The sequence below is a fragment of the Paramagnetospirillum kuznetsovii genome, assembly GCF_003284725.1.
GTDB lineage: Bacteria > Pseudomonadota > Alphaproteobacteria > Rhodospirillales > Magnetospirillaceae > Phaeospirillum > Phaeospirillum kuznetsovii.
Genome location: NZ_PGTO01000001.1, coordinates 47,558 through 70,506, shown reverse-complemented (window position 1 = coordinate 70,506; position 22,949 = coordinate 47,558). Strand labels below are relative to the sequence as shown.

At 65.6% G+C, this 22,949-nt stretch carries 21 protein-coding genes; 10 read left to right on the top strand and 11 right to left on the bottom strand.

All coding sequences use genetic code 11. From position 1 onward, the window contains the following. The 8 genes from CU669_RS00285 to CU669_RS00250 all read left to right on the top strand — a co-directional run bounded on the left by CU669_RS00285 (position 1) and on the right by CU669_RS00250 (position 7,660). The gene (locus CU669_RS00285) at positions 1–1,020 is read left to right on the top strand and encodes an SGNH/GDSL hydrolase family protein (RefSeq protein WP_161539545.1); all 1,020 of its coding nucleotides are present in this window, start codon (positions 1–3) and stop codon (positions 1,018–1,020) included. Continuing rightward, positions 1,017–2,495: an MBOAT family O-acyltransferase gene (locus tag CU669_RS00280; protein WP_112141812.1), complete on the top strand. Its 1,479-nt coding sequence runs from the start codon at positions 1,017–1,019 to the stop codon at positions 2,493–2,495. Before CU669_RS00285 ends, CU669_RS00280 begins: the two co-directional genes overlap by 4 nt. A 71-nt stretch (positions 2,496–2,566) precedes the next feature. Continuing rightward, positions 2,567–3,334, top strand: a complete 768-nt coding sequence (locus CU669_RS00275) for a 3-deoxy-manno-octulosonate cytidylyltransferase (RefSeq protein ID WP_112141811.1) — start codon at positions 2,567–2,569, stop codon at positions 3,332–3,334. After that, positions 3,319–4,710: an SGNH/GDSL hydrolase family protein gene (locus tag CU669_RS00270; RefSeq protein WP_112141810.1), complete on the top strand. Its 1,392-nt coding sequence runs from the start codon at positions 3,319–3,321 to the stop codon at positions 4,708–4,710. The genes CU669_RS00275 and CU669_RS00270 overlap by 16 nt, the downstream gene beginning before the upstream one ends. Beyond that, complete coding sequence (gene gph / locus CU669_RS00265; protein ID WP_112141809.1) at positions 4,707–5,369, top strand: phosphoglycolate phosphatase; 663 nt, start codon at positions 4,707–4,709, stop codon at positions 5,367–5,369. Before CU669_RS00270 ends, gph begins: the two co-directional genes overlap by 4 nt. Then, a complete protein-coding gene (locus CU669_RS00260) occupies positions 5,366–6,325 on the top strand; it encodes a phosphoglycerate dehydrogenase (protein WP_112141808.1) in 960 nt (319 codons plus the stop codon). Before gph ends, CU669_RS00260 begins: the two co-directional genes overlap by 4 nt. A 13-nt stretch (positions 6,326–6,338) precedes the next feature. Next, positions 6,339–7,265 (top strand): glycosyltransferase family 2 protein, encoded by a 927-nt coding sequence (locus CU669_RS00255; protein WP_112141807.1) that lies wholly within the window; start codon positions 6,339–6,341, stop codon positions 7,263–7,265. Next, positions 7,262–7,660 (top strand): sugar 3,4-ketoisomerase, encoded by a 399-nt coding sequence (locus tag CU669_RS00250; RefSeq protein WP_112141806.1) that lies wholly within the window; start codon positions 7,262–7,264, stop codon positions 7,658–7,660. The genes CU669_RS00255 and CU669_RS00250 overlap by 4 nt, the downstream gene beginning before the upstream one ends. On the opposite strand, the gene CU669_RS00245 is transcribed toward CU669_RS00250, so the two are convergent. Beyond that, positions 7,649–9,244 (bottom strand): hypothetical protein, encoded by a 1,596-nt coding sequence (locus tag CU669_RS00245; RefSeq protein WP_112141805.1) that lies wholly within the window; start codon positions 9,242–9,244, stop codon positions 7,649–7,651. The genes CU669_RS00250 and CU669_RS00245 overlap by 12 nt on opposite strands. A gap of 51 nt (positions 9,245–9,295) precedes the next feature. On the opposite strand from CU669_RS00245, the gene CU669_RS00240 reads away from it, so the two are divergent. Then, positions 9,296–10,354, top strand: coding sequence for a class I SAM-dependent methyltransferase (locus CU669_RS00240; RefSeq protein ID WP_112141804.1), 1,059 nt, complete (start codon positions 9,296–9,298; stop codon positions 10,352–10,354). A gap of 75 nt (positions 10,355–10,429) precedes the next feature. After that, on the top strand, positions 10,430–11,443 hold the full coding sequence (locus CU669_RS00235) for a glycosyltransferase (protein ID WP_161539544.1): 1,014 nt from the start codon (positions 10,430–10,432) through the stop codon (positions 11,441–11,443). Here CU669_RS00235 and CU669_RS00230 read toward each other — a convergent pair. The 10 genes from CU669_RS00230 to hisF form a co-directional block, all read right to left on the bottom strand. Next, positions 11,407–11,775, bottom strand: coding sequence for a hypothetical protein (locus CU669_RS00230; protein ID WP_146747629.1), 369 nt, complete (start codon positions 11,773–11,775; stop codon positions 11,407–11,409). The two genes, CU669_RS00235 and CU669_RS00230, sit on opposite strands and share 37 nt — an antisense overlap. A 2-nt stretch (positions 11,776–11,777) precedes the next feature. Further along, a complete protein-coding gene (locus CU669_RS00225) occupies positions 11,778–13,412 on the bottom strand; it encodes an efflux RND transporter permease subunit (RefSeq protein ID WP_146747628.1) in 1,635 nt (544 codons plus the stop codon). Between the two features lie 27 nt (positions 13,413–13,439). After that, a complete protein-coding gene (locus CU669_RS00220) occupies positions 13,440–14,207 on the bottom strand; it encodes an SDR family NAD(P)-dependent oxidoreductase (protein ID WP_112141800.1) in 768 nt (255 codons plus the stop codon). Beyond that, positions 14,204–15,025 (bottom strand): sugar phosphate isomerase/epimerase family protein, encoded by an 822-nt coding sequence (locus CU669_RS00215; RefSeq protein ID WP_112141799.1) that lies wholly within the window; start codon positions 15,023–15,025, stop codon positions 14,204–14,206. The genes CU669_RS00220 and CU669_RS00215 overlap by 4 nt, the downstream gene beginning before the upstream one ends. Continuing rightward, a complete protein-coding gene (locus CU669_RS00210; protein ID WP_112141798.1) occupies positions 15,022–16,791 on the bottom strand; it encodes an ABC transporter ATP-binding protein in 1,770 nt (589 codons plus the stop codon). Before CU669_RS00210 ends, CU669_RS00215 begins: the two co-directional genes overlap by 4 nt. A 90-nt stretch (positions 16,792–16,881) precedes the next feature. Further along, positions 16,882–18,822 (bottom strand): asparagine synthase (glutamine-hydrolyzing), encoded by a 1,941-nt coding sequence (gene asnB, locus CU669_RS00205; RefSeq protein WP_112141797.1) that lies wholly within the window; start codon positions 18,820–18,822, stop codon positions 16,882–16,884. Positions 18,823–18,840: 18 nt separating this feature from the next. Continuing rightward, on the bottom strand, positions 18,841–19,839 hold the full coding sequence (locus tag CU669_RS00200; protein WP_112141796.1) for a polysaccharide pyruvyl transferase family protein: 999 nt from the start codon (positions 19,837–19,839) through the stop codon (positions 18,841–18,843). Continuing rightward, complete coding sequence (locus CU669_RS00195; RefSeq protein WP_112141795.1) at positions 19,836–21,539, bottom strand: hypothetical protein; 1,704 nt, start codon at positions 21,537–21,539, stop codon at positions 19,836–19,838. The genes CU669_RS00200 and CU669_RS00195 overlap by 4 nt, the downstream gene beginning before the upstream one ends. 6 nt (positions 21,540–21,545) lie before the next feature. Further along, positions 21,546–22,193 (bottom strand): imidazole glycerol phosphate synthase subunit HisH, encoded by a 648-nt coding sequence (gene hisH, locus CU669_RS00190; protein WP_112141794.1) that lies wholly within the window; start codon positions 22,191–22,193, stop codon positions 21,546–21,548. Next, positions 22,183–22,947, bottom strand: a complete 765-nt coding sequence (hisF, locus tag CU669_RS00185; RefSeq protein WP_112141793.1) for an imidazole glycerol phosphate synthase subunit HisF — start codon at positions 22,945–22,947, stop codon at positions 22,183–22,185. Before hisF ends, hisH begins: the two co-directional genes overlap by 11 nt. Positions 22,948–22,949 lie beyond the last annotated feature (2 nt).

Here is a 22,949-nt window from a genome sequence, read left to right as displayed (position 1 = left end):
GTGCGGCGCCGACGCGTCCTGGGGTACGGCGCCGCCGCCCTGGCCCTCGGGCTCGGCATCGCGGCGCAAGAGCTGGTGGTGCGGCTCGCGGTTCCCGAATTCGACCCATCGCGGCAGGTGCACTACACCGACAAGGTCGGCGACACCCCGATTCTCGCCGCGCCCGGCCTGCACCGTCAGGCCAAGAATACCGGCGACTACAATGTGGTGGTCCGCATCAACCGCCACGGATTCCGCGATGGCCGCGACATCGCCGAGGCGACCGGCGACGACTGGATCGTGGTGGGGGATTCCTACGCCTTCGGCTGGGGAGTCGAGGCGCGCGACCGCACCAGCGAGCAGTTGGAAAAGCGCCTGGGCGGTCCCCGCGTCTTCAACATCGCCATGACCGGAAATTTCGACGATTACGGCCAGTTGCTGCGCCACGCCGCCCGCCTGGGCGCCACGGTCCGCAATGTGGCGGTCATGGTGACCATGGAAAACGATCTGGGGCTCTATGGCCCGGCGGCGCCGGGGCAACAGGCGGCCTCTTCCGAATCCGACTGGAATTTCCTGCTGTTCAAGAACTGGCTGATGGCCCATTCCGAACTTTATTACCTCGCCACCAGCATGGTGCATCACACCGAGGCGCTGCGCGACCTGGCGGTGCGGGCTGGCATGGTGCGCGCCAATCTGGACGGGGTTCACAAGGCCGAGGAGAATGCCGAGGTGCCCTTGCGTTCGGCGAACAGGCTGGCCGAAGTGCTGCGCGATTACCCCCAGTCGCGGGCGGTGATCATACCGTCGCGCGCCCTGTGGGCGGGATCGGCGGAGGACCGCGCCACCGCCGACCGGGTCCATCGCGCCTTCGTCGCCGCCCTGGCGGCTCATGGCGTGCGGGTGATCGACATGCGGCCCGACTTCGAAGCGGGCGGCGCGCCGCTGTCCTTTCATTTCGCCCATGACGGCCATTGGAATCCGCGTGGCCACGCCTTGGCCGCCGAGCGTCTGGCCTGCAGCATCCGGAGCTGCCCGCCATGATCTTTTCCAGCCTGGAATTCCTGTTCGGCTTCCTGCCCCTGACCCTGGCGGTGTCGTGGCTGGCCATCCGGGTCGGCGGCCAAAAGGCGCTGCTGGTGTGGCTGGTGGCGGCCTCCATCGGCTTTTACGGCCGCTGGCACCTGCCCGACCTCCTGGTTCTGGGCGCCTCGGTGGCGGTCAATTTCGGCATCGGCCAGGTGCTCTACCGCCGCGCCGCGCGGCCGCTGCTGGTCCTGGGCATCGCTTTCAACCTGATCCTGCTGGGCTATTTCAAATATGCCGGGTTCCTGGCCGAAACCGTCAATGCCGTGCTGGGCACCCATTACGGCTCCGACAAGCTGGCCCTGCCCCTGGCCATATCCTTCATCACCTTCCAGAAGATCGCCTATCTGATCGACGTGTTTCACCGCCGCACCTCGGACCGCTCGTTGCTGAGCTATCTGTTCTTCGCCAGCTTCTTCCCCCAGCTGATCGCCGGACCCATCGTCCATCACCGCGAGATCGTGCCCCAATTGCGCAGCGGTCGTTTCGGCCATCTGACCCGCGACGGACTCAGCAGGGGCGCCGCCATGTTCAGCATGGGGCTGTACAAGAAAGTGATGCTGGCCGACGGCATGGCCACCTTCGCCGACGCGGTGTTCAACGCCTCGGCCGCGCCCACCCTGGTGGACGCCTGGGGCGGGGCGCTGGCCTATGCCTTCCAGATCTATTTCGATTTTTCCGGCTATACCGACATGGCGCTGGGGCTGGGGTTGATGTTCGGCCTGCGGCTGCCGGTCAATTTCAACTCGCCCTACAAGGCCACCAGCATCATCGATTTCTGGCGACGCTGGCACATCACCTTGTCCCATTTCCTGCGCGATTGCCTGTACATCCCCCTGGGCGGCAACCGCCACGGGGTCTTGCGCCGCCATGTCAGCCTGATGGTCACCATGCTGCTGGGCGGATTGTGGCACGGCGCCGGTTGGACCTTCGTGGCTTGGGGCGGACTGCACGGCGGCTATCTCGTCGTCAACCACCTGTGGCGCGGCCTTCGCGGCGAACGCCGACCGGGCGTGATCGGCCGCTGGGCCGGACGGGTTCTTACCCTGGCGGCGGTGGTGGTCGCCTGGGTGTTCTTCCGTGCCGACAGTTTCGGCCGCGCCTGGGAGATTCTGGGCGGCATGGCCGGAGCCAACGGATGGGCACCGCAGGCCGATGTCGCCTTGCTGGATTCCACCGCCTATGTCTGGGAGGCGGTCCTGCTGGGCGTCGTCTGGCTGTTGCCCAATACCCAGGAATGGCTGACCTTCCGCCGCCCCCTGTCCAGCGAGCCCGCCCATCCGCCGCTGACGCCCACCGGCTGGGGCAAGCCGCTGTGGCGCTGGCGCGGCTGGATCGCTCCGCCGCTGCTTGCCTCGGCCCTGGGGATCGTGGTGGTGGTTCTGCTGGCCACCAGCGGCCGGAATCAGCCCTTCATCTACATGATCTTCTGAATGAGTGTTGACAGCGGCCCAAGGCCGCTTCAAGACATCAGCGGCCATACCGTCCCGAAAGGCCCCGCCACATGACCAAAATCGTCGGCCTTGTCCCCGCCCGCATGGCGGCCAGCCGTTTCCCCGGCAAGCCGCTGTTCAAATTGAGCGGCCGTCCCATGCTGGAGCACTGCTTCCTGCGCGCCGCCAAATTCGGCCGCTGGGATGCCCTGGCGGTATGCACCTGCGACGCCGAGATCCGCGATTTCAGCGCGTCCAAGGGCTTTCCGGTGATCTGGACCAAGGACAGCCATACCCGCGCCCTGGACCGCGTCGCCGAGGCGGCGGGCAAGTGCGGCGTCGATCTCGCCGACGATGATATCGTGGTCTGCGTCCAAGGCGACGAGCCCATGCTGCGGCCCGAGATGATCGAGGCGGTGGTCAAGCCGTTCGACGACGACCCGGCCGTGAAGGGCACCATGCTGGGCGTCCACATCACCGACGAGGCGCTGTGGCGCAATCCCGATATCGTCAAGATCATCCATGATCTCGCGGGCAACGTGCTCTACACCTCGCGGGCGCCGGTTCCCTATGCCAAGCAGTTCTCGCCGGAGCTGGGCGCGCGCCGGGTCGGCGGCATCTTCGCCTTCCGCTGGAAAGCGCTGCGCTGGTTCACCGAGACGCCGGAATCACCGCTGGAAAAGAAGGAATCCTGTGATTCCAACCGTATCCCCGACAATGGCTGGTTCCAGCGCCTGGCGCCGTTTCCCGCCGTGACCTATTTCTCGGTGGACAGCCCCTCGGACGCCGATCTGGTGGAAGCGGCCATCAAGGCCGATCCCCTGTGGGGGACATACTGATCCGCCGCCGCCACGGACCCGACTGGCCCAGCCGGTTGGCGCGGATCACGCTGGCGACAGGCGCCATTGCCGCCTTGCTGGGATTCGCCCTGGTGCTGCGCGCCCGGGATCACCTGCCCGACGGCACCCTCGGCCTTGTCATCCGCACCATGCCGCTGGCGGTGGCGGGGTTCCTGACCCTGTCGCTGGCCTTGCCCCGTGGCGCGCGGCTGCAACTGGCAATCATCCTGGTGGCGATGGCGGCGGGATTGTGGGGGGCCGAGGGTTTCCTGGCCTGGAAGTCCGGCACCGTGCAAAACGACGGCCGCGCCATCAGCGATGTCGTGGGCGATTCCCGCACCAAGCTGCAGGTGATCACTGCCCTGCGCGCCCAGGGCCGCGACGCCTATCCCGCCCTGTTCCCCGCCTATATCCTGCGCCCGAACGCCGATGGCTCGCTGGCCAGCCCCATCGTCGTCGATGGCAAGCCGATCCTGCCACTGGGCGGCGCCGCCAATGTGGAAACGGTGGTGTGCAACGAGAACGGCAATTGGCTGGTCTATACCGCCGACGAGCGCGGCTTCGCCAATCCCAAGGGGACATGGTCGCAGCCCGGTCTCGATCTGGCGCTGATGGGCGATTCCTTCGCCCAGGGCTATTGCGTCGAGCCCGACCAGAGCTTCGCCGGACGCCTGCGCGCCCGCTACCCCGCCACCCTCAATCTGGCCATGTCGGGCAACGGCCCCCTGATCGAACTGGCGGCACTGGTGGAATACCTGCCCGAGCGCAAGCCCAGGGAGGTGCTGTGGTTCTTCTGCGAGGGCAACGACATCCCTGAAAATCTGGCGGTGGAGCGCCGCGCCGAGGTTCTGCTGCGCGCCCTTGACGGCGGCAGCCAGGGGCTGGACGCCATTTATCCCGAGCTGGACACCTCGGTGCGGGCCTATCTCGAACGAATGCTGGCCAAGGGGGAAGCCTCGGTGGATGCCGGACCGATGCAGACTGTGATCGGCATTTTCACCCTGTCGCACCTGCGTATCGCCCTGCGCCTGCCCACCGCCTCGGACAAGCCCGACTGGCCGCTGTTCGAGCGCATCATGAGCATCGCCCACGAACGCACCACCGGCTGGGGCGGCCGACTGACCCTGGTCTATCTTCCCGGCTGGACCACCGCCATGGGCGCGGGAGCGCAACTGGCCGAGCAGCGGGCCATCCATGACGGCGTCGCCGCGACGGTTCAGCGCCTGGGCATTCCCATGATCGACCTTACCCCCCGCTTCGCCGCCCATGCCGACAAGACGGCGCTGTTCGCCCGGCGCCGTCCCAATCACTACAGCGAGACCGGCCATGCCCTGGTGGCCGAGGCGGTGCTGGAAGACCTGGAGAAGCGCCCGTGAGCCGCGCCATCGTGTTCGACCTGGACGGAACCCTGATCGACAGCGCCCCCGACGTTGCCAACGCGCTCAACCGCCTGTTGGCCGAGGAGGGGCGGCCCACCCTGTCGCTGCCCGAGGTTCAGCAATTGGTGGGCGAAGGGGCAAGCGCCCTGATCGAACGCGCCTGGACCGCCACCGGAGCCTCGGCCGCGACCGACGCCGTCAGGCCGTTGGTGGAGCGCTATCTCGCCTTCTACCGCGCCTGCCCGGCCGATCACACCCATGTCTATGACGGGGTGCGGGACGAGCTGGCCCGGCTGGCGGCGGCCGGTCATCGCCTCGGCATCTGCACCAACAAGCCCGACGGCATGACCAATCTGGTGCTGGAAACCCTGGGTCTGGCGCCCTTGTTCGCCGCGGTGGTGGGCGGCGACTATGTCCGGCGCAAGCCCGACGGCGAGCATGTGCGCGAAACCCTGCGCCAGATGGGCGCCGAGGGCATGCAGGCGATCTATGTGGGCGATTCGCGCACCGATGTGCTGGCGGCCAAGGATGCCGGTCTGCCGGTCGTCGCGGTCACCTACGGCTATGCCCGCATGCCGGTGGAGCAACTGGGCGCCGATATCCTGATCGAGCGGTTCGGCGATCTGGGGGCCGCCATGGACAAGGTGTCGCCATGAAGGTCGCAATCGCCTCGCGCTCGTTCTCCAAGCATCCGGTGCTGCGGGCCGAACTTCTGGAACGGTTCCCCGACGCCAGTTTCAACGACGCGGGAGTCAGTCTGGCGGGCGACGCGCTGGTCGCCTTCCTGAAGGGCCATGACGCCGCCGTCACCGCCTTGGAGCGCATCGACGACGCGCTGCTGGCCCGGCTGCCCGGCCTCAGGGTCATCGGCAAATACGGCGTCGGCCTCGACATGCTGGACCTGGACGCCATGGCCCGGCGCGGCATCCGTCTGGGCTGGACCGGCGGCGTCAACCGGCGCTCGGTGTCCGAACTGGTGATCAGCATGGCCATCGCCCTGCTGCGCTTTGTCCCCAAGGGCAATCTGGAAGTGCGGGCGGGCGGCTGGCGTCAGCTTCAGGGCCGCCACCTGTCCGACCGCACCGTCGGCATCGTCGGTTGCGGCCATATCGGCCAGGATCTGGCGCCGCTGCTCAAAGCCTTCGGCTGCGCCGTGCTGGCCCATGATATCCGCGACTTCCCCGATTTCTACGCCGCCCATGGGGTGGAGAGGGTCGGGCTGGAGGATCTGCTGCGGCGCTCCGACGTGGTGACCTTGCACCTGCCGCTGGACGGTTCGACCCGCAACATCATCTCCGCCGAGCGCATGGCGCTGATGCGGCCCGACGCCGTGCTGATCAACTGCGCCCGCGGCGGTCTGCTGGACGAGGCGGCGCTGAAATCCATGCTGCTGGATGGCAGACTGGCGGGCGCCGGTCTCGACGTTTTCGCCGACGAGCCCCCCACCGACTTGGAATTCCTGCGTCTGCCCAACCTGCTGGCCACCCCCCATATCGGTGGCAGCGCCGAGGAAGCGGTGCTGGCCATGGGGCGCGCCGCCATCGACGGGTTGACGGAAAACGCGGTTCCCGCCCCCGGTTCCGAGGTCTGGCGGGCCGCCGGTCTCCCATGATAAAGATGCCGTCATGAAGAAGCTCAGCGTCGTCGTTCCGGTCTATTTCAACGAAGGCAGCCTTGTCCTGCTGCACGAACGTCTGGACGGCGTCGGCGCGCAGTTGGCGACGCTGGGTGTCGATCTTGAAATGATCTTCGTCGACGACGGCTCCGGTGACCGCTCGGCCGAGGTGCTGCTGGATCTTCACGCCAAGGATAAGCGGGTGAAGGTCGCCCGCCATACCCGCAATTTCGGATCCTTCCCCGCCATGAAAAGCGGCATCGGTCTGGCCACCGGCGATTGCGTCGCCACCCTGTCGGCCGATCTGCAGGATCCCCCCGAATTGCTGCTGGACATGGTCAAACGCTGGCTGGACGGCGAGAAGTTCATGATCGCCGTGCGCGCCACCCGCGATGATCCCGCCGATTCCAAGCTGTTTTCCATGATGTATTACCGCCTGCTGAAATGGCTGGTGATCGCCGACTATCCCACCGGCGGCTTCGACTTCATGCTGGTGGATCGCGCCATGGTGGGCCATATCGTCAACGGCCCCAAATGCGTCAACATCAACCTTTACGCCTACTGGCTGGGTTTCGCGCCGTCCATCATCACCTACGACCGGGTGGCGCGCCGACACGGCAAGTCGCGCTGGACCTTCACCAAGAAGCTCAACCTGTTCGTCGACACCTTCACCGGCTTCTCGGTGCGGCCGATCCGCTTCATGACCATGCTGGGCGTCGGCGCCGCCGTCCTCGGTTTTCTCTACGGCCTCTACGTGGTCGGCTTCGCCCTGATCAACGGCAGCCCGGCGGCCGGGTTCCCCACCCTGGCGGCGCTGGTCAGCCTGTTTTCCGGCCTGATCATGGTGATGCTGGGGCTAATCGGCGAATATCTGTGGCGTATCTTCGACGCGGTCAACCGCAAGCCGGAAGCGGTGATCGGTGAGGTGCACGAGTGAGCGGCCCCGCCCTGATCACCCTGCCGGAATTTCGCGACGAGCGCGGCGCGCTGGCCTTCGCCGAAACGCCGGGCCACTTCCCCTTCGAGGTCCGCCGCGTCTTCTTCATGTACGAACTGCCCGAGGGCGGCCATCGCGGCGGCCATGCCCACCGGACCTGCCATCAGGGTATCTTGTGTTTGCACGGCAGCCTTGATCTGTCGGTGATCTCGCCCTGGGGGCGGGCGAGTTTCACCCTGGACAGTCCCCGCCTGGCGCTGCACCTGCCCCCCCTGTCCTGGGTGGATATCACGGTGCGCCGGCCGGACTCGGTTTGCCTGGTCCTGGCGTCGCATGCATACGACCCGGCGGATTACGTCAATGATCGCGGCGAGTTCGACGCTCTAATCGCCTAGCAGGCTCCGCCATACCGCCAAGTCGGGCGGACTCAGAACATCTTCGTAGCGGACGGGTGGAGACTGGACGGCCGACGCCAGGGCATCTGAAAGCTCATCCGGCGTGACCGCCATGGCCTTGATCCCCGTCGGCAAGATGTCCACCGCCAGCCGGTCGTCCGGCAGCAGCCGGACGGTGGGCACTCCCAGAAGCAAACCCTCCAGGCTCGAGGTACCGGTGGCCGAGACCACGGCCGATAGCCGGGCATGGCCGGTGATGCCGATGTCGGTGGGTTCCAGATTGGCTTCCGGCGTGAAGGCTAGCGGATACATGGGGTGCTGCTTGATCAAGGTGCGGCGGCCGGACCGCGCCAGCCTCCGTCCCGCCTCCACCTGCAGACGGGCGATGGCCGGGATGGCCGACAGCGGCACGAAGACCGGCGCGGAGGGATCGAAGTGCCCTCCCGCCACTGGCGGCAGCCGCCAAGCCCCGCCGACGATCAGGCGTTCCGGTGGTACGTCCCAGGCGATCAGTTCGTCGCGATAGGCGGGACCGTCGGCGATGATCAGGTCGGGCAGGCTCTCCAGGCCATCTACGTTGGCGCGCGGCGAATAATTGATCTGGTGCGGGCCGATCACCGTGTGCTGATAGCCCAGGCTACGGGTTTGGGACGCATGCGCGGCGCGGCAGAAATCGCGCTCCCAGGCATGATTCTCCCATGGCCAGCACACCGCGACCGGCTTGGCTTCGGCCAGGAAGCGGCGTTGGCAATGCATCTGCCAGCTATTCATGGCGGGACCGCCGCCGCCGTTCTCGCGGGCTGCCGCCCGACGAACCAGCCAGCCGAATTCGCCGGAAACGTCGTCCCGTCTTGTTCGCCATGCTTGAAACGGCATGGACAGGGCGAACAGGGGCGAGCCCCAGCCATGCAGCGAGGCGGTCCGGCCATCCTCGGCCAATCGCGCGGCGTGGCCAGGCGGGCAGTCGCAATGGAGCAACCGCTTCACATGGGGGAGATCGCGCATCATGGGGCCGAAATAGGCGTCGAAGCCGTCGGCCCGGCTGGCGGGATGACCATAGACGAGCAGGACGTTGGCACCGGGCGGGATGGCTGCCTTCAGACGTCTCGTGGCCAGGGCGGCCAGAACGAGCCGAAGCGCCAGTCTTGCACGGGCGGCAAAACCGCGGAGCGCCAGCTTCAGCTCCACCAGCCGCAATGGTGGCGGTTCACCCGCCTGGATTCCTGGTCGCGCGGCGATTTGGCGAAAGAGCCAAGGATCATCGCACACCATCAAGATCCGCTCGGGCTGCGCGGCAAGCGCGCGGGCCATGTGATCCCAAGCCAGCATAAGGCCGAAATCGGAACCGAAGGCGCCGCAGGCCATGGAATGGGACAACTTGGCCGTGGGCGTTTGTCCCAGCCGGCGGGCGAGGCCCCACCACGCGTCGCGGCACGCCTCGAAGGCGCTTTCAAGCCCATGGGCCAATCCGGCCAGCTTGCGCGACGGATCCAGCCCGGACCCGTCGGACCCGGTGACGGCCAGCCACGTGCATGATGCGGCGTCCTGTGGCAGGTCTCTCGATGTGCGAAGAAGAATGGTCATGAGTGAAAATGTTGTGGCATAAGGCCGCACGTGGCGCAAGGCGCGGCAGCCATGCCCTTGGCCGGAGACGACTCTATTCTCACCGTCGGGCAGTTATGGCATACTGCCGCCTCCTGCGATACGTGGGGGAAATCAACGATTAGGTGTGGGGCGGTTATGAGTACCAAGGAGTTTTTCGACCAAGTTCTCGCGGCGCTGCGCGCCGCAGACCAGGACGGTTTGCTATCGGACAAGGGCGCTGCCGTTCTGGGTGGTTTGTCGGGCCGTTCGACCGTGGGGGCCCTGCAGCGGCTGGTGGGCTTGATCGATAAGAGCTCCGATACCCTGTGCTATCTGGAAATCGGTGTGTTCCAGGGCTTGTCCCTGCTGTCGGTGGCGATCGAGCATCCTGATTTTCCGTGTTTCGGCATCGACAACTTTTCGATCCTCGATCCCAATGGCGAAAATCTCGGCATCGTCGAAGACCGCACCCGCCGCCTGAATGCCGCCAACGCTCATCTGATCAACCGGGATTACGAAGCCGCGCTGGAAGATCTGCGCAGCTATATCGGTGAACGCAAGGTGGCGGTGTTTTTCGTGGACGGAGCCCACGATTATCGCAGCCAGTTGATGGCATTGTTGCTGATCAGGCCCTATCTGGCCGAACGCGCGGTCATCATCGTCGACGACGCCAATTATTTCGACGTGCGGCAAAGCACTCGGGATTTCCTGATCGCTCACCCCGAATTCAAGATGGTGTTCGAAAGCTATTCGCCAGCGCATCCGGCCAATCTCGATCGCGCCATCTTGGAAAAATACGAGGCGAGTTGGCTGAACGGCGTCAATGTCCTGGTGCTCGATCACGCAAATCTGCTGCCGGTGATGTTGCCCCGTGTCGAGCCGTTGGCCCGGGAACTCTATGTCAATGAGTGGCTGGTGCATCGCCACCGGCTGGCGGAACTGGCGCCGCAGGCGCTGGACTTGGCCCAGGCGGTCCTGACCGGCGCCGACTCCTCGGCTGCCGTGGCGGCGCTCAAAGCTGCCCACAAGCCGGAATTCCATACCCGCAACCCGGATCGCAATCTACATTGCGAGGGACTGCCGGAGCGGCACTTCACCGTGTGGAAATAATGTGTCAGCCGACGTTGTGCTGCCTTGATTTCTCGCATATCAGTTTTGCCCATGGGACATCGCGAAAGCCAAGACATGACGGAAAACCAGGCGGGCAAGACATGCTGCGTCGTGATGGCGACCTATGATGACTGGCAGTCCGTCGCCTATATCATTCCCTTCATCGACAAGATTCTGGCGGAGCGCGGACTCGTCGGACATGTGGTGATCGTCGATGATTCCTCGCGTCAGACCGACGGCCGCGCCGAGGTGGCTGCGCTGTCTCTGCGTGCCATCCGCACCGTTGATGAAGTGCAACTGGGCAGCAACCAGGGCAACCAACGCGCAACCGCGGTGGGCCTGGGCTATGTGGCCCGCAATATCCCCTGCGATTTCCTGGTGGTGATGGATTCCGACAATGAGGACAAGCCCGAGGATATCGCCGACATGCTTGAAGCCGCTCAGGCGGGCGACTGCAGGCAGATCATCTTCGCCGACCGGACCAAGCGATCGGAGAGCCGGTCATTCAAAGCCTTTTATTACCTCTATAAAAAGCTGTTCAAGCTGCTGATCGGCCGGACAATCTCCATGGGGAATTTCTGCCTGATTCCCGGAAAGCTCGTCAAGCGTATCGCTCATATCGCCGAACTCTGGAATCATTTTCCCGCCAGCATCATGCGGGCCGGCTTACCCTTCGCGACAGTTCCGACGGAACGCGGCCGGAGGGTGTTCGGCAAGGGCAAAATGAATTTGGTCCGGCTGATCATTCACGCCTTCAGCGGGTTCACCATCCATGCCGACGTCATGGCGGTGCGGATCATGTTGCTGTCCGGCTTGCTGATGGCGGTTTTCTCGGTCATGTTCGTGGCCGCTTCCGTGATTCGGGCTTTCGATATCCTGGACTTTATCCCTGTCGGCTGGATGTCCCAGATGCTGATGGGAATGTTCCTGCTGGTCGCCCTGGTGGCGTCCACGGCGGTCATTCTGCTGATCACCATCTTGTCCCTGCGTCTCCACCTGCCCATGACCCCGTTTCACGACCACGGGCGATTCATATTCGGGGTGACTCGCCACTATGGCGACGGCTTGCCGCCGATGCACGACTGGTAGTCGGGGATGTCGTAAGGGTTTATGCCCCCCTTCTCCAGGTAGTGCTGAACGGCACAGAGCCGTTCCAGCAGCTTGGCGCGCTCTGCCGGGGCCATGGCGTGCAACTGTATATTGGCGAATTGGCGCCCGTGGTAGAGGGCATTGATGAGGTATCCCGGCGCGTGGACGACCGAGGTCTGGACTGCCAGCACCGCCATCAATCCCAGAATTCCTGCCGCCACCCGGTTTTTCCAGCGCTTCCACACCTCTTCGTCGATCGGTGCGGCGCAGGTTCGTTCCAGCCGCTCAAGGGGGCGTTGCATGAAGCTTGGGGGCCAATGACGCAGTGCCATGATCATTTCTCCGCCGGGAACGCGGTCACATAGCCCAGAGTTCCCAGGCATTCGCGGGGCACGGTGCCGGCCGCGATCCGCATGCCGCGCAGCAGGGCGCGATAGCATATGTCGGTGACGGGCGCGCCGGGACGGGCCGCCATAATCTCGGCCTCGGTCATGGCCTCCAACTCGGCATGGCTCACGCCGCCAAGATGGTCCGATGAGGCGGGACGCAGCTTTTCCCAGGGCTGATATCCACTGGCCAGCGACACGACGGCATAGAGGATCAGCCCCAGCCGCCAGTGTGCGGCCCGGCTCGGCAGACAGGCGCGTGCGAGAACCGCCGCCATGATCATGCCGGTCATGGCCAGGGGAGGCAGGCTGGAATGGGTGGTGCCGTGCTGGTCGTGTCGCAGCAACACCCAGGTCGCCAGCGTGACCAGAATGGCCACGTCGCCGCAGCGATAGATCTCGCGAAATTCGGGATGTGCCCGGCCCAATCCCTCGGTGGCCTTCATGGGGACCAGCCAGTACTTCAAGGCCATGAGGACGGCGATGAGCAGGATGCCGACAGAATAATCCTGATTGGAGAACCAGGCGACGGTGTCAGGGCGCAGCAGCGAATCCATCATATTGGGGTAATAGTCGAGGCTGGCCCGTCCGCCTAACGGATTGAACAAGGTGATCTTGTAGCTGGCCTGGGCATGCAGATGCGGCCGGATCACCGTGACCACCATCAGAGTGGCGGCTATGATGCCGGATAGCAGGACGGTGGGGTGAAGCATTTGGCGGGGAAAGCGGGTCGCCACCCACAGGAAGATCAGAAACGGCACGTAGGCCACGGAGAGCTTCGCCGTCGCGATGGCGACCAGGACGAAAAGAATGTCGCGGGCGGCGGTCTGGATGTTTTGCCGCTGCCAATAGATGATCAGGCCAAGTTCCACGGCCAGAACCCAAAAGACATAAGTGGTGATGCGGGCGCTGGCGTCGAATTCACGCTGAAACACCACCAGTTCAACCGCCAGGACCAGGGGCACCGATTGCCACAACGCCAGTCCCGAGCGGGACAGTACATGATAGGCGATGCGGGCCATGGCAAATGTCAGCAGCAGGAACCAGATTTCGATCCCCTGCAGCATCGTGACCTTGGGCAGCAGACAGCCCATGGCGGCGGCGGTGGTGGTCGCCAGGATATGGGCCGAGGTCATTTCGAGGGGATAAGCGGCGGGAACCCGCAGCGGTGACAGGTAGTCAGCGAGAAAAATTTCCACCACCGGGCCGAACATGTAATTGAGCTCGCCTATGGCGACGAAGCGATAATGCATGGGTAGGGTGGACGGAACGGCGATGGCGACCGCGACGAAGGCCAGTCCGATCTTGGGTCCGATCTTGGGTCCGATCTCGGACCAGGAGAGGTGCGGATGGTGGCGCCACAGCACATGGCCCCAAACCACCAGTCCCGACACCGACATGATCCGCAGGAACGGCGCCACCAGACCGGCGACGCTATAGCAGAGGATGCCGGAAATGCCCGACGTAATGACAAGCCCTGCGACAAAATGGCGCCCAAACGGAGATCCGGGAAGAAGTAGCCTGCCGATACCAGACAGTCCGAGCGATGAGACGAGAATGATGATGTAGTCTGTTGCCGTCATAATAGCTTCTGGGTCCGCCTGGAGTGTTTAAAGCCAGTCGCCGCCGGTCAGCGGAATCATCTGGCCGGTCATGAAGGCCGACCAGCCCGACAGCAGCCAGATCATCAGAGCGGCGGCCTCGTCCACATGGCCGCCGCGCTTGAGGGGCACCAGTTCAGCCCGCTCGTCCATCTGCTGGGGCGTGCGCTGGTGCCAGCGCTGGTGAAAGCCGGATTCGATGAAGCCGAAGCGCAAGCCGTTGACCAGGATGGAATGGGGCGCGCCCTCCCGGGCCATGCCCTGGACCATGCATTCGGTGCCGCGCTTGGCCACTGCGTAGGGGAACGAGGTCGCCGAGCCGCCGTGAATGGCGGATTCGGTGCCGGTTAGCAGCACCCTTCCGCCGGTTCCCTGAACGGTCATGCGCTCCATGGCGGCGCGGGCGAGGAAGAAGGGCTGGTCCAGATTGACTGCCTGCTCACGGCGCCACTCATCCTCGCTAATCTCCTTCCAATGGCCTGTGTAGAGAATGGACCCCGACAGCACCACCAGGGCATCGATACCGCCGGCCTGGGCGATGAATTCGTCCACCACGGCGCGGCAATCAGCCTCGCCCTCGAAACGGCGGCGGATGGGAATCAGGCCGGGCGCCGGCTCGAAGGATTGGCTGGCGCCGTGAACGCCGATCACCCCGTCGGATCCCTCGCGCAGCATGGAGACCAGGGCGCGGCCGAGGCCCCCGGTGGCGCCGGTGATCAGGATACGCATGCCGTCGGGCACAGCGGGAACCCAGTCGGGACGGATGAAGGGGCTCATGGGGCGCTCCCATAGTTGGCGCGGATGGCGGCCACGGATGCGGCGATATCGGCCAGCGGATCGGCTTCGGTCAGCATGCGCTGTTCCGACGACACCCAGCCGCCATAGCCGATACCGGCCAGATGCCGCCCGATGGCGGCATGATCCACCTGACCGGTCGAGCCCACCACCACAAGGCCCGGATCGTTGGCGTGAACATGGTCGAGCCGGCCTTGAACCGCCCGGAAGGTCGCCTGGGTTAGTTCGTCATTGTCCATCAAGGCCTTGGCATCCAGCTGGAGTCCCAGCGCCGGATGGGCGAACCGCTCGGCCAGCGCGAGGCATTGCCCGGCGGTATTGAGGAAATCGGTGTCCTTTGGCCCCAGGGGTTCGAAGCACAGCTTGGTCCCGTGGCCGTCCATGCGGGGCAGCAGGGCGTCCAGGAAAGCGTCGCACTCCGCCTCGGCCTCGGCCGGGGGAAGCTGTCCCCGCTTGCGGCCGCCGCCATAGATCAGGGTGGTGCCGCCCAGATCGCGGCAGACCGCCGACAGATGGGCCATGAACGCCACCGTGTGGGTTAGCGTATCGGCTCCCTTGAACAGGCCGAGGTCGGGATGGTCGAAAAACAGCGAATGCAGCCCGACGACCGTCAGCCCTGCGTCCCTCACGGCCTTGCCGTAGGCGGCGACCTCGGCCGGGGGTAACTCCATCCAGGTGTCGCGCCAGACCCGGCTGGGCGCCACCTCAAGCCCTCCGACGCCCATCTCGGCCAACCGGGGAAGCAGGCCCAGATGGTTGAATGCCGGCAGGCCGATATTAGAGACGGCGATTCGGATCATGTCGCCCCCGCCAGTTCGGGGTGGCGGTCGGCAAGCTGGGCCAGGGTGCCGGTATCGGCGATGGCGCCCTGGCGCATCAGCAGCACCCGATCACAGTCGCGCACCGTGGTCAGACGGTGCGCGATGATCAAGATGGTCTTGCGGCCCTTGAACGAGCGGATGGCGTCGATGACTTCACGTTCGGTCTCGTTGTCCAGGGCCGACGTGGCTTCGTCGAACACCAGCACATCGGGATCGCGGTAGAGCGCCCGGGCGATGCCGACCCGCTGGCGCTGACCGCCCGATAGCCGGGCGCCGTGCTCGCCCATGGGGGTGTCGAGCCCCAGCGGCAGACGAGACACCACGTCGTCCAACTGGGCCAGGGCCAGGGCGCTGCGGACCTGCCGATCGTCGATGGCTTCGTCCGGCAGGCCGAAGGCGATGTTGCGGCGAAGGGAATCGTCGAGTAATTGAATGCGCTGGGGTACGTAGCCGATGCGGCTCTGCCATGCGCGCCGACGGCGCAGCACATCGACGCCGCCCACCCGGATGGAGCCGACCGACGGGCTCAGCAATCCCATCACCACGTCCACCAGGGTGGACTTTCCCGAGCCGGAGGCTCCGACGATGCCGACCGCCTCGCCCTCGGCGATGGTCAGATCGATGCCGTCCAACGCATCGCTCTCGGCGGCGCCGTAGCGGAACCGGAGTCCCAGGATTTCGATCTTGCCGCCCACTGGAGCGTCACCGGTCTGGTCCACCGCCTGATCGGCGGTGCGCACGGCGGTGCGGGCCGCTTCGAGGTCGGCATGGACCCGCCCGATCACCTCGTCGCGGCGGCGGATTTCGGTGAGGTTGTTGAGAATCCGGTTGGCCGAGGGCAGCAGCCGCATGGCGGCGATGCCGAACAGTCCGGCGGTTGCCACGGCGCCGCCGGCCGAGGCGGCATCGCGCGACACCATCATCACCATGGCCAGAATGCCCAGCACCAGACCGCTTTCCAGCAGAATACGGGCGGTGGTGTGATTGGTGTTGGACAGGCTGTAATAGCGGGCATTGGCATGGGTGTCGCGGGCATAGACCGTGGACAGGTAATCCTGGCAGTGGGCCAGTTGCACGTCGCGAATGGCGGCAAAGCTTTCCTTGGCCAGGGTGAGGAAGCGCAGTTCGTGCTCGTAGGAACGCTGTCCCCAACGGCGGAACATGGGACCAGCGACGGTCTGGAAGCCGATGCCGATGGTCAGCAGCACGGCGCCGCCAGCCAGGGACAGCACCGGCTCGACCGCCAGCAACAGGGCGACGGTTACCCCGGCCAACAAGACTTCCAGCACGGTGGACAGCACCACCCGGACGGTGTCCAGCGCCTGCGGAGTGCCGATCTGGAGATTTTGAATGAAACTGGCGGTGTTGGTCTCAAGGTAGCTGGTATAGGGCAGGCGCAGATAGTTGCCGAAAAACTCGGCCTGGAAGCGGGCGATGAGATGGGCCGAGATGCTGTTGGTCAACCAGGTGAGCAGCAGCAGGACGGCATTCTTGACCAGGAAGAAGGCCCCCACCCCCAGCATGAAGACGTTGACGTCGACGACGCGGGCCAATTCGCCGATCCAGGCGGTGGCGACGCCTCCCGGCGGCAGGCCGCCGAACGCTACTTGCAGGGCGCCGAACAGCAGGCCGATGCCGAGTAGCTCCAATACGGCGGCTATGGCCATGGGCAGCAGCAGCAGCAAGACCCTTATCCGGTCGGTCGGCGCCAGCAGGCTTGTCAGTTTTGTCAGGGTTCTCAGCATCTGCCATCCACCCAATCGGTCATCTGGCGGATAGTCTCCAGGTCCGCGTCGCGGTGACGCGGGCAGAATGATGGCGAAGCGCCGGAGCTGTCAATCATCGCCGCCCGCCCCCGGTTCGCCCAGCACCGTTGGATGAACCTCGGCGAACAGCGCCACCGACAGCAAATCCAGCGATAGAGCCGTTTCGTAGGCGTGCCCGTCCAGGCGTTGCAACAGGGCCGTCAGGTCGAAGGCCTGGGCCAGCAGGTCGCATTTGGCGATGCGGGCGCGGATGGCGGCCCGATGGGTGGTGAAGAATTCAGCCGAGGCCCAGCGCGCTCCCACCTTTTCCGGCCGCCATGTCAGGCGCTGGTCGATAACCGGCGGCATGGCCTTGCGCAGCGCCCATTTGTTGAAGCCGTCGCGATATTTGTCCTCCTCGGGCAAGCGCATGTATTTGGCGAGCGTCATGTCGAGGAACGGACTACGGTTCTCCACCGAATGCTGCATGGAATTGTGGTCGGCATAGGCGGTGAAGTCGGGCAAGCGGCCGGTCAGGCAGTCTTCCAGCTGGTTTTCCGCCAAGGATTGCCGGAAATGGTTCTTCTCTGGGTAGTAGAACGGGGTATGCGCCACCGCGCCCCGGTATCGGGGGTGTGCCAGATCAGCGAAATGACGCAGGGGTGAACTGCCATAGGGCTTGCCGGTCAGCCGACCGTAGGCGTAGCGCAGCACCATGGTACGATCGACCCAGCGCTTGCTCCAGGCGGTTCGGCCCAAATCCAGGGCGTGGCCCAGCCGTCCTCGCCCGATCAATCCGGCCACGGCGGTCAGGACGTAGTAGTCCTTGTAGCCGCCGAAGATTTCGTCACCACCGGTGCCGTCCAGCACGCATTTGATGCCGTCGCGCCCCATGGCACGGTACATCTCGTTCATGGCCGCGGTGGTTCCCACAATCGGCACCGGCAGATCGTACTGGGCCGCCAGGGCCGTCAGATGATCGAAGGCGCCCAGATCGATCTCCATGCCCACTTCGCGCAACTCGATGCCCAGATCCTTGGCGGCCATGCGCGCGAAGGGCAGGTCGCGTCCCACGGTGCCGGGATTGCTGGCGGTATAGAAGGCGACCTTGTCACGGACCGCTTTGTCCATGCAGGCAAAGGCGGCGATCATGGTGCTGTCGATGCCGCCCGACAGCAGCACCGCGACAGGCACGTCGGCGCGCAACCGGATCTCCACGGCGCGGCGCACGTCGTCGGCGATATCCTCGGCCCGCGCCGACCCATCCAGGTAATGGTCGATGGTATTGTTGGCGTCCTCGGTGACGCGAAGGCTGTCGGCGTCGATGGTGAGCGAGGTTCCCGGCACCAGCCGCCGGATGCCCTGGAAGAACGAACGCTGGCCATCTCGCAACGGCCATTTGCGGAAGGCGAGGAACGCCATCAGATGGTCGGGATCGACCACCCGCTCGCCGCCCAATGCGGCATAGAGCGTCTTGATCTCGGAGGCGGCGACAAACGCGTCGCCGTCCTGGTGGAAGAACAGGGGACGCTCGCCGTAGCGGTCGCGGGACAGGGTGACCGTGCGAGCCGCCATGTCCAGCGCGGCGAAGGCCCAGGCACCGTTCAACCGGCGCACGGCATCCGGCCCCTTCAGCGCCAGCATGCGCACCAGCACTTCGGTGTCGCCGGTGGTGGTGAAGCGCTCGCCTTCCGCCTCAAGGCCGGCGCGCAATTCCACGAAATTATAGATGCAGCCGTTGAAGGTGATGGCCAGCCGACCGTCGGGCGACGCCATGGGCTGGTTGGACCGCGGCGTCGGGTCGTTGATGGCCAGACGGTTGTTGCCCAGCACCACATGGGCGCGCCGCCCCTCCAGGCTGCCGTCGGCCAGCCGCTCGGCCAATCGTTCGATACGCTCGGCGTTCGCCCCGTCCCAGACCCACAGGGCCTGATTGTCTGGCCCTCGATGGTTCTGGACCAACAGCGCCCGGGCGGCACGGGCAACGTCCACCGCTCCCCGACGATCGATCCACAGGAAGATTCCGCACATCTGACCTCTTCCCCCGTTTCAGCGGCACATGGCCCGGATTTGCGCGAACATGGCCTGGGCATCCCGGCGAGCCCGATCGCGGAAGCACTGGGCTGAATCGTGGTCGGTGGCGGTGAACGGCGCCGTCGCGGCCAAGTCCAGCCGCTCCAACGCAGTGACCGGACACAGGCGGTGGGCCAGTCCGGCGTCATTCAGCATGGCTTCTATCTTGCGCGAACTGGACGGAATGGCAAGGAAAGGAGTCCCCGCCAGGATGGCGAAGCAGATGGCGTGAAAGCGGCCGCTGATAAGCAGTTCGGCTTCGGCGATCCGGCGGAGGGCCTCGTCCGCCGTGGCGGAGGTGCCGGTATAATTGGTGGTTCGTGGGCCGGGCCGCGACGGGCGCAACCAGCGGAATAGGGTGGTCTGAATCCACCATTTGGCCAGTTCCCCGGCCCCGGTTCCGGAAGGCGGCGTCAGGAACGACAGCCAGCTCGAATCCGGCGACGCTCCGGCCAACCGCCACAACATGGCGGTGACGTCGTCGCGATTGCTGTCGGTGAACAGGATGCCGGAACGGGCGGCCTTTTGCGGCGGCTCCACCGATAGGGTGAGGTCAGGGACCACCGTAGCGGCCAGTCCGGCCGCCGCCAGTTCGTCGCGGCTGGCGGATTCGCGCACCCAGATGGCGGCCAGGGATCGGGCGGCTTCAACGAAGCGGGAATCGTTGTTCTGCCAGATGGAATTGATCAGCACCGTCGGCACGCCAAGACCGCGCGCATGGGCCGCCGCCTGCAACAGGCCCAGCACATGCGGCTTGGAGCCGTGGATGGTGCCCTCGCCGTTGATGATCACCATGTCGGCACCGGCCATGGCGGCGACGACGCCCGGCCAACTCCGCCAGTCCTGGGCCACCGGGCAGCGGGCGACGATCTCCATGCCGCTGGCCCGCGCCAGCTGGTCGATCCGGCGAGAGACGAGATGACAGCCATGGTGACGGTTGGCGGAGGTGTCGTTGAGCAGGACGACCGGCTTCATTTCGCCGCCAGCCCCAGATCCTTGCGGATCTCATCGAGATAGACGCGGCCAGTCAGGTCCACCAGCCCGCCGAATTTTTCGCGCGGATACGGATGGGTGCCGTCCTCGTGGGCACGAATGCGCTCGGCCACCTGGGCTGCCGAGGTCACCACCAGATCGGGGAAGGGGCGGAACATGCAGGAAGGATGCACTGGCATCATATCCATGAAATAGGTGACCAGTCCGGCCTGGATGGCTTCGACCACCACCGCCGAGGCGTCGCTGACGGCATAGCCCGCCAGAGGCAACAGCTCGTAGGCGGGCACCGGGCAGTAGCGGACATGACCAAGACCTTCCGTGCAGGCGGCGACGAAAGCCCGGTTGGCCTCCTGCCGCAAGCCGCGTACCTGCAACAGGATATCGCGGTCGGGCAAGGCCTCGGCCAATCCGCGCACCAGGGCCAGGGTGGTTGCCAGCCCGGCAGAGTTGTCGGTAAATACCACCACGTCCTTGGGCCGCGACCCGGCCTCGCGGAAGCGGCGATGCATGTCGCGGGTGAAGCCGAAGCTCCCCACCGCCCGGACTTCCATGTCCGCCGCCCAGGTGGATTTGTAGAAGGTCTCGTAGACCCAGCGCCCGAAAACGTAATAGGTATCGAAGCTGATATAGCGCCACATGGGCTGGATGCAGGCGACGTTGGGAATGGAATGGTTGACGCCCAGCGACCGGCCGCCCAGCCGGACCAGTTCCTGGCGCCGCAGGATATGGTCGGTGTTGTAGTCGTCGCGGCCGAAGAAGAAGGCCGGACGGAAGCGGGCGAACAGCGCCCGGTATTTCAGCCGCTTATGCGGCAAGGTGGCGAGGCGGCCAAAATGGGTGGGGCTTCGCGAACCGGCAAACCGCCACAGCCGCCACAGCTCCGCCGCCACTCCGCCCAGGCTCGACAGGGCGGCGCCCACACCCAGCCAGCCCTCGTCGGAATGGGCGGTGGCATAAGGCGCCAATTCGGGGATTTCGGCGGTGGAAAAATCCCGGTTGCGCATCACCAGCAGCACCGTCCCACCCTCGGCGGCATCGTCATAAATGCCGTAATCCCGAGGGTCCTTCAGGAAATCGGCGGCCAGGAAGACGGCTTCGGCCGGGGGCGGAGCCAGCCGGATGCGCCGCGCCATCCATCCGAGGCAATAGGCCATCACCATCAGGGCGGTGACGGCGTTGATCAGCCGCCTTGGCGCCCTGACCGGCTGGCCGTCGACCGGCAGTCCGGCGAAGGCGGCAAACAGCCCCAACAGGTCGGGGTCGGCACCGTCCACCCGAGGGGCGCATCCCTGGGCGCGAGCGATGGCGTCCAAGATGAGGACGGCACGAAAATGGCGGACGACGTCATTGCAGGTGGCATGTTTGTAGGCCATGGCGAGAGCTCCCAGCCGCGCCTCGGCCGCGTCAAAGCGGAAATGGGCGTCGTGCCAGGATTCGGCGCGGCCGAACACGTCGTGGTAGTGAAGCAGGCTGCCCTTCAGTTCCGCCACGCCGGGCGCCAGCCGTCCGGCATCGCGGGCTCGTCCGCTGGCCTTGGCCCAGGCGGCCAGCCGGTCCAAGGGTGCGCGCAGCCAAGGCAGAAGCGGCGCGACCGCGAGGATTTCCGGCGTCTCGCCTCGGATGAGGCTCAGCAGGAACCGAGGCAGGGTTGCTTCGCCCAGTATGATGAAGGCAGGAGGCATGGAGGCTCAGTCGCCCAGGCCGGCGAAGCGGTGGAGCATGCGAAGACCGGCCTCGCCGCTCTTTTCCGGGTGGAACTGGCAACCGGTGACGGCGCCGTGGCCGATGGCGGCGGTGACCGGGATGCCGTCGTAATCGACGACCGCCAGCAAATGCGCCGGATCGGTGGGCATCGCGTGGAAGGAATGGACGAAATAGACGGAAGTGCCCGGCCTGGTGTCCTGAAAGATGGTTCCCTGCCAGCGTCCGGGCGCAGGCTCGGCCAGATCGGCCCAGCCGATATGGGGAATGCGATGGGTGCGGCCGTCGCCGCCCGTGGAGGGAACCGCCTGGACCCGGCCCGAAATCAACCCCAGCCCGTCGTGGCTGCCGAACTCATCGCTGCCATCAAGCAGCAGCTGCGCCCCCAGGCAGATGCCGAGGAAGGGCCTGCCGCAGCGGCCCCGCTCCCTCAAGGCGCCGGTCAGGCCGCGCCGCTCCAGTTCCATCATGGCGGCGCCGAAGGCTCCGACGCCCGGCAGAACCAGAAACTCGGAGGCCAGAATGACGGCCGGATCCGATGACAGAACCGGCGCGGCCCCCACATGGGCCAGGGCGCGGGTCACCGACAGCAGATTGCCGACGCCGTAATCGACCACCGTCACATTAACCGTCATGGCGCACCGTGATGCCGGAGTTGCGGGCATGGGCGCGGATGGCGTCCAGGCTCAGCTTGTCGTAATGCAGCACATGGGCCATGGCGACGGCGTCGGCCTTGCCCTCGCCGACCACGGCGTCCAGATGGTCCAGCTTGCCCATGCCGCCCGAGGCGATCACCGGAATGGTCACCGCCTCGGCCACCGCCCTGGTCAGGGCGAGATCGAAGCCCTTCTGGGTGCCCTCCTGATCCACCGAGGTCAGCAGGATCTCGCCCGCCCCCAAGTCCTGCGCCTGCCTGGCCCAATGGATGGCGTCCAGCTTGGAATGCTCGCGACCGCCATCGGTCAGCGCCTCCCAGCGGCCGTCGGTCTGCCGCTTGGCCTGGATGGAGACCACCATGCATTGCGAGCCGAAGGTTTCCGCCACCTCGCGGATCAAGTCGGGCCGCGCCACGGCGGCGGTGTTGATTGCGACCTTGTCGGCTCCGGCGCGCAGCATGGCGCGCACGTCGTCGACCGAGCGCAAGCCGCCGCCCACGGTGATGGGGATGAAGACGTTCTCGGCGGTGTGGCGGACCAGATCGGTCAGGCTGTTACGGCCGTACAGGCTGGCCACAGCGTCCACATAGAGCAGTTCATCGACGCCCTGGTCGTAATAGCGCTGGGCGAAGGTCTGGGGATTGCCCACTACCCGCACGCCTTCCAGATGGATGCCCTTGATCAGATTGGGGGCCTTGATGTCGAGGCGGGCGATCAGACGGAGATGGGCCATGA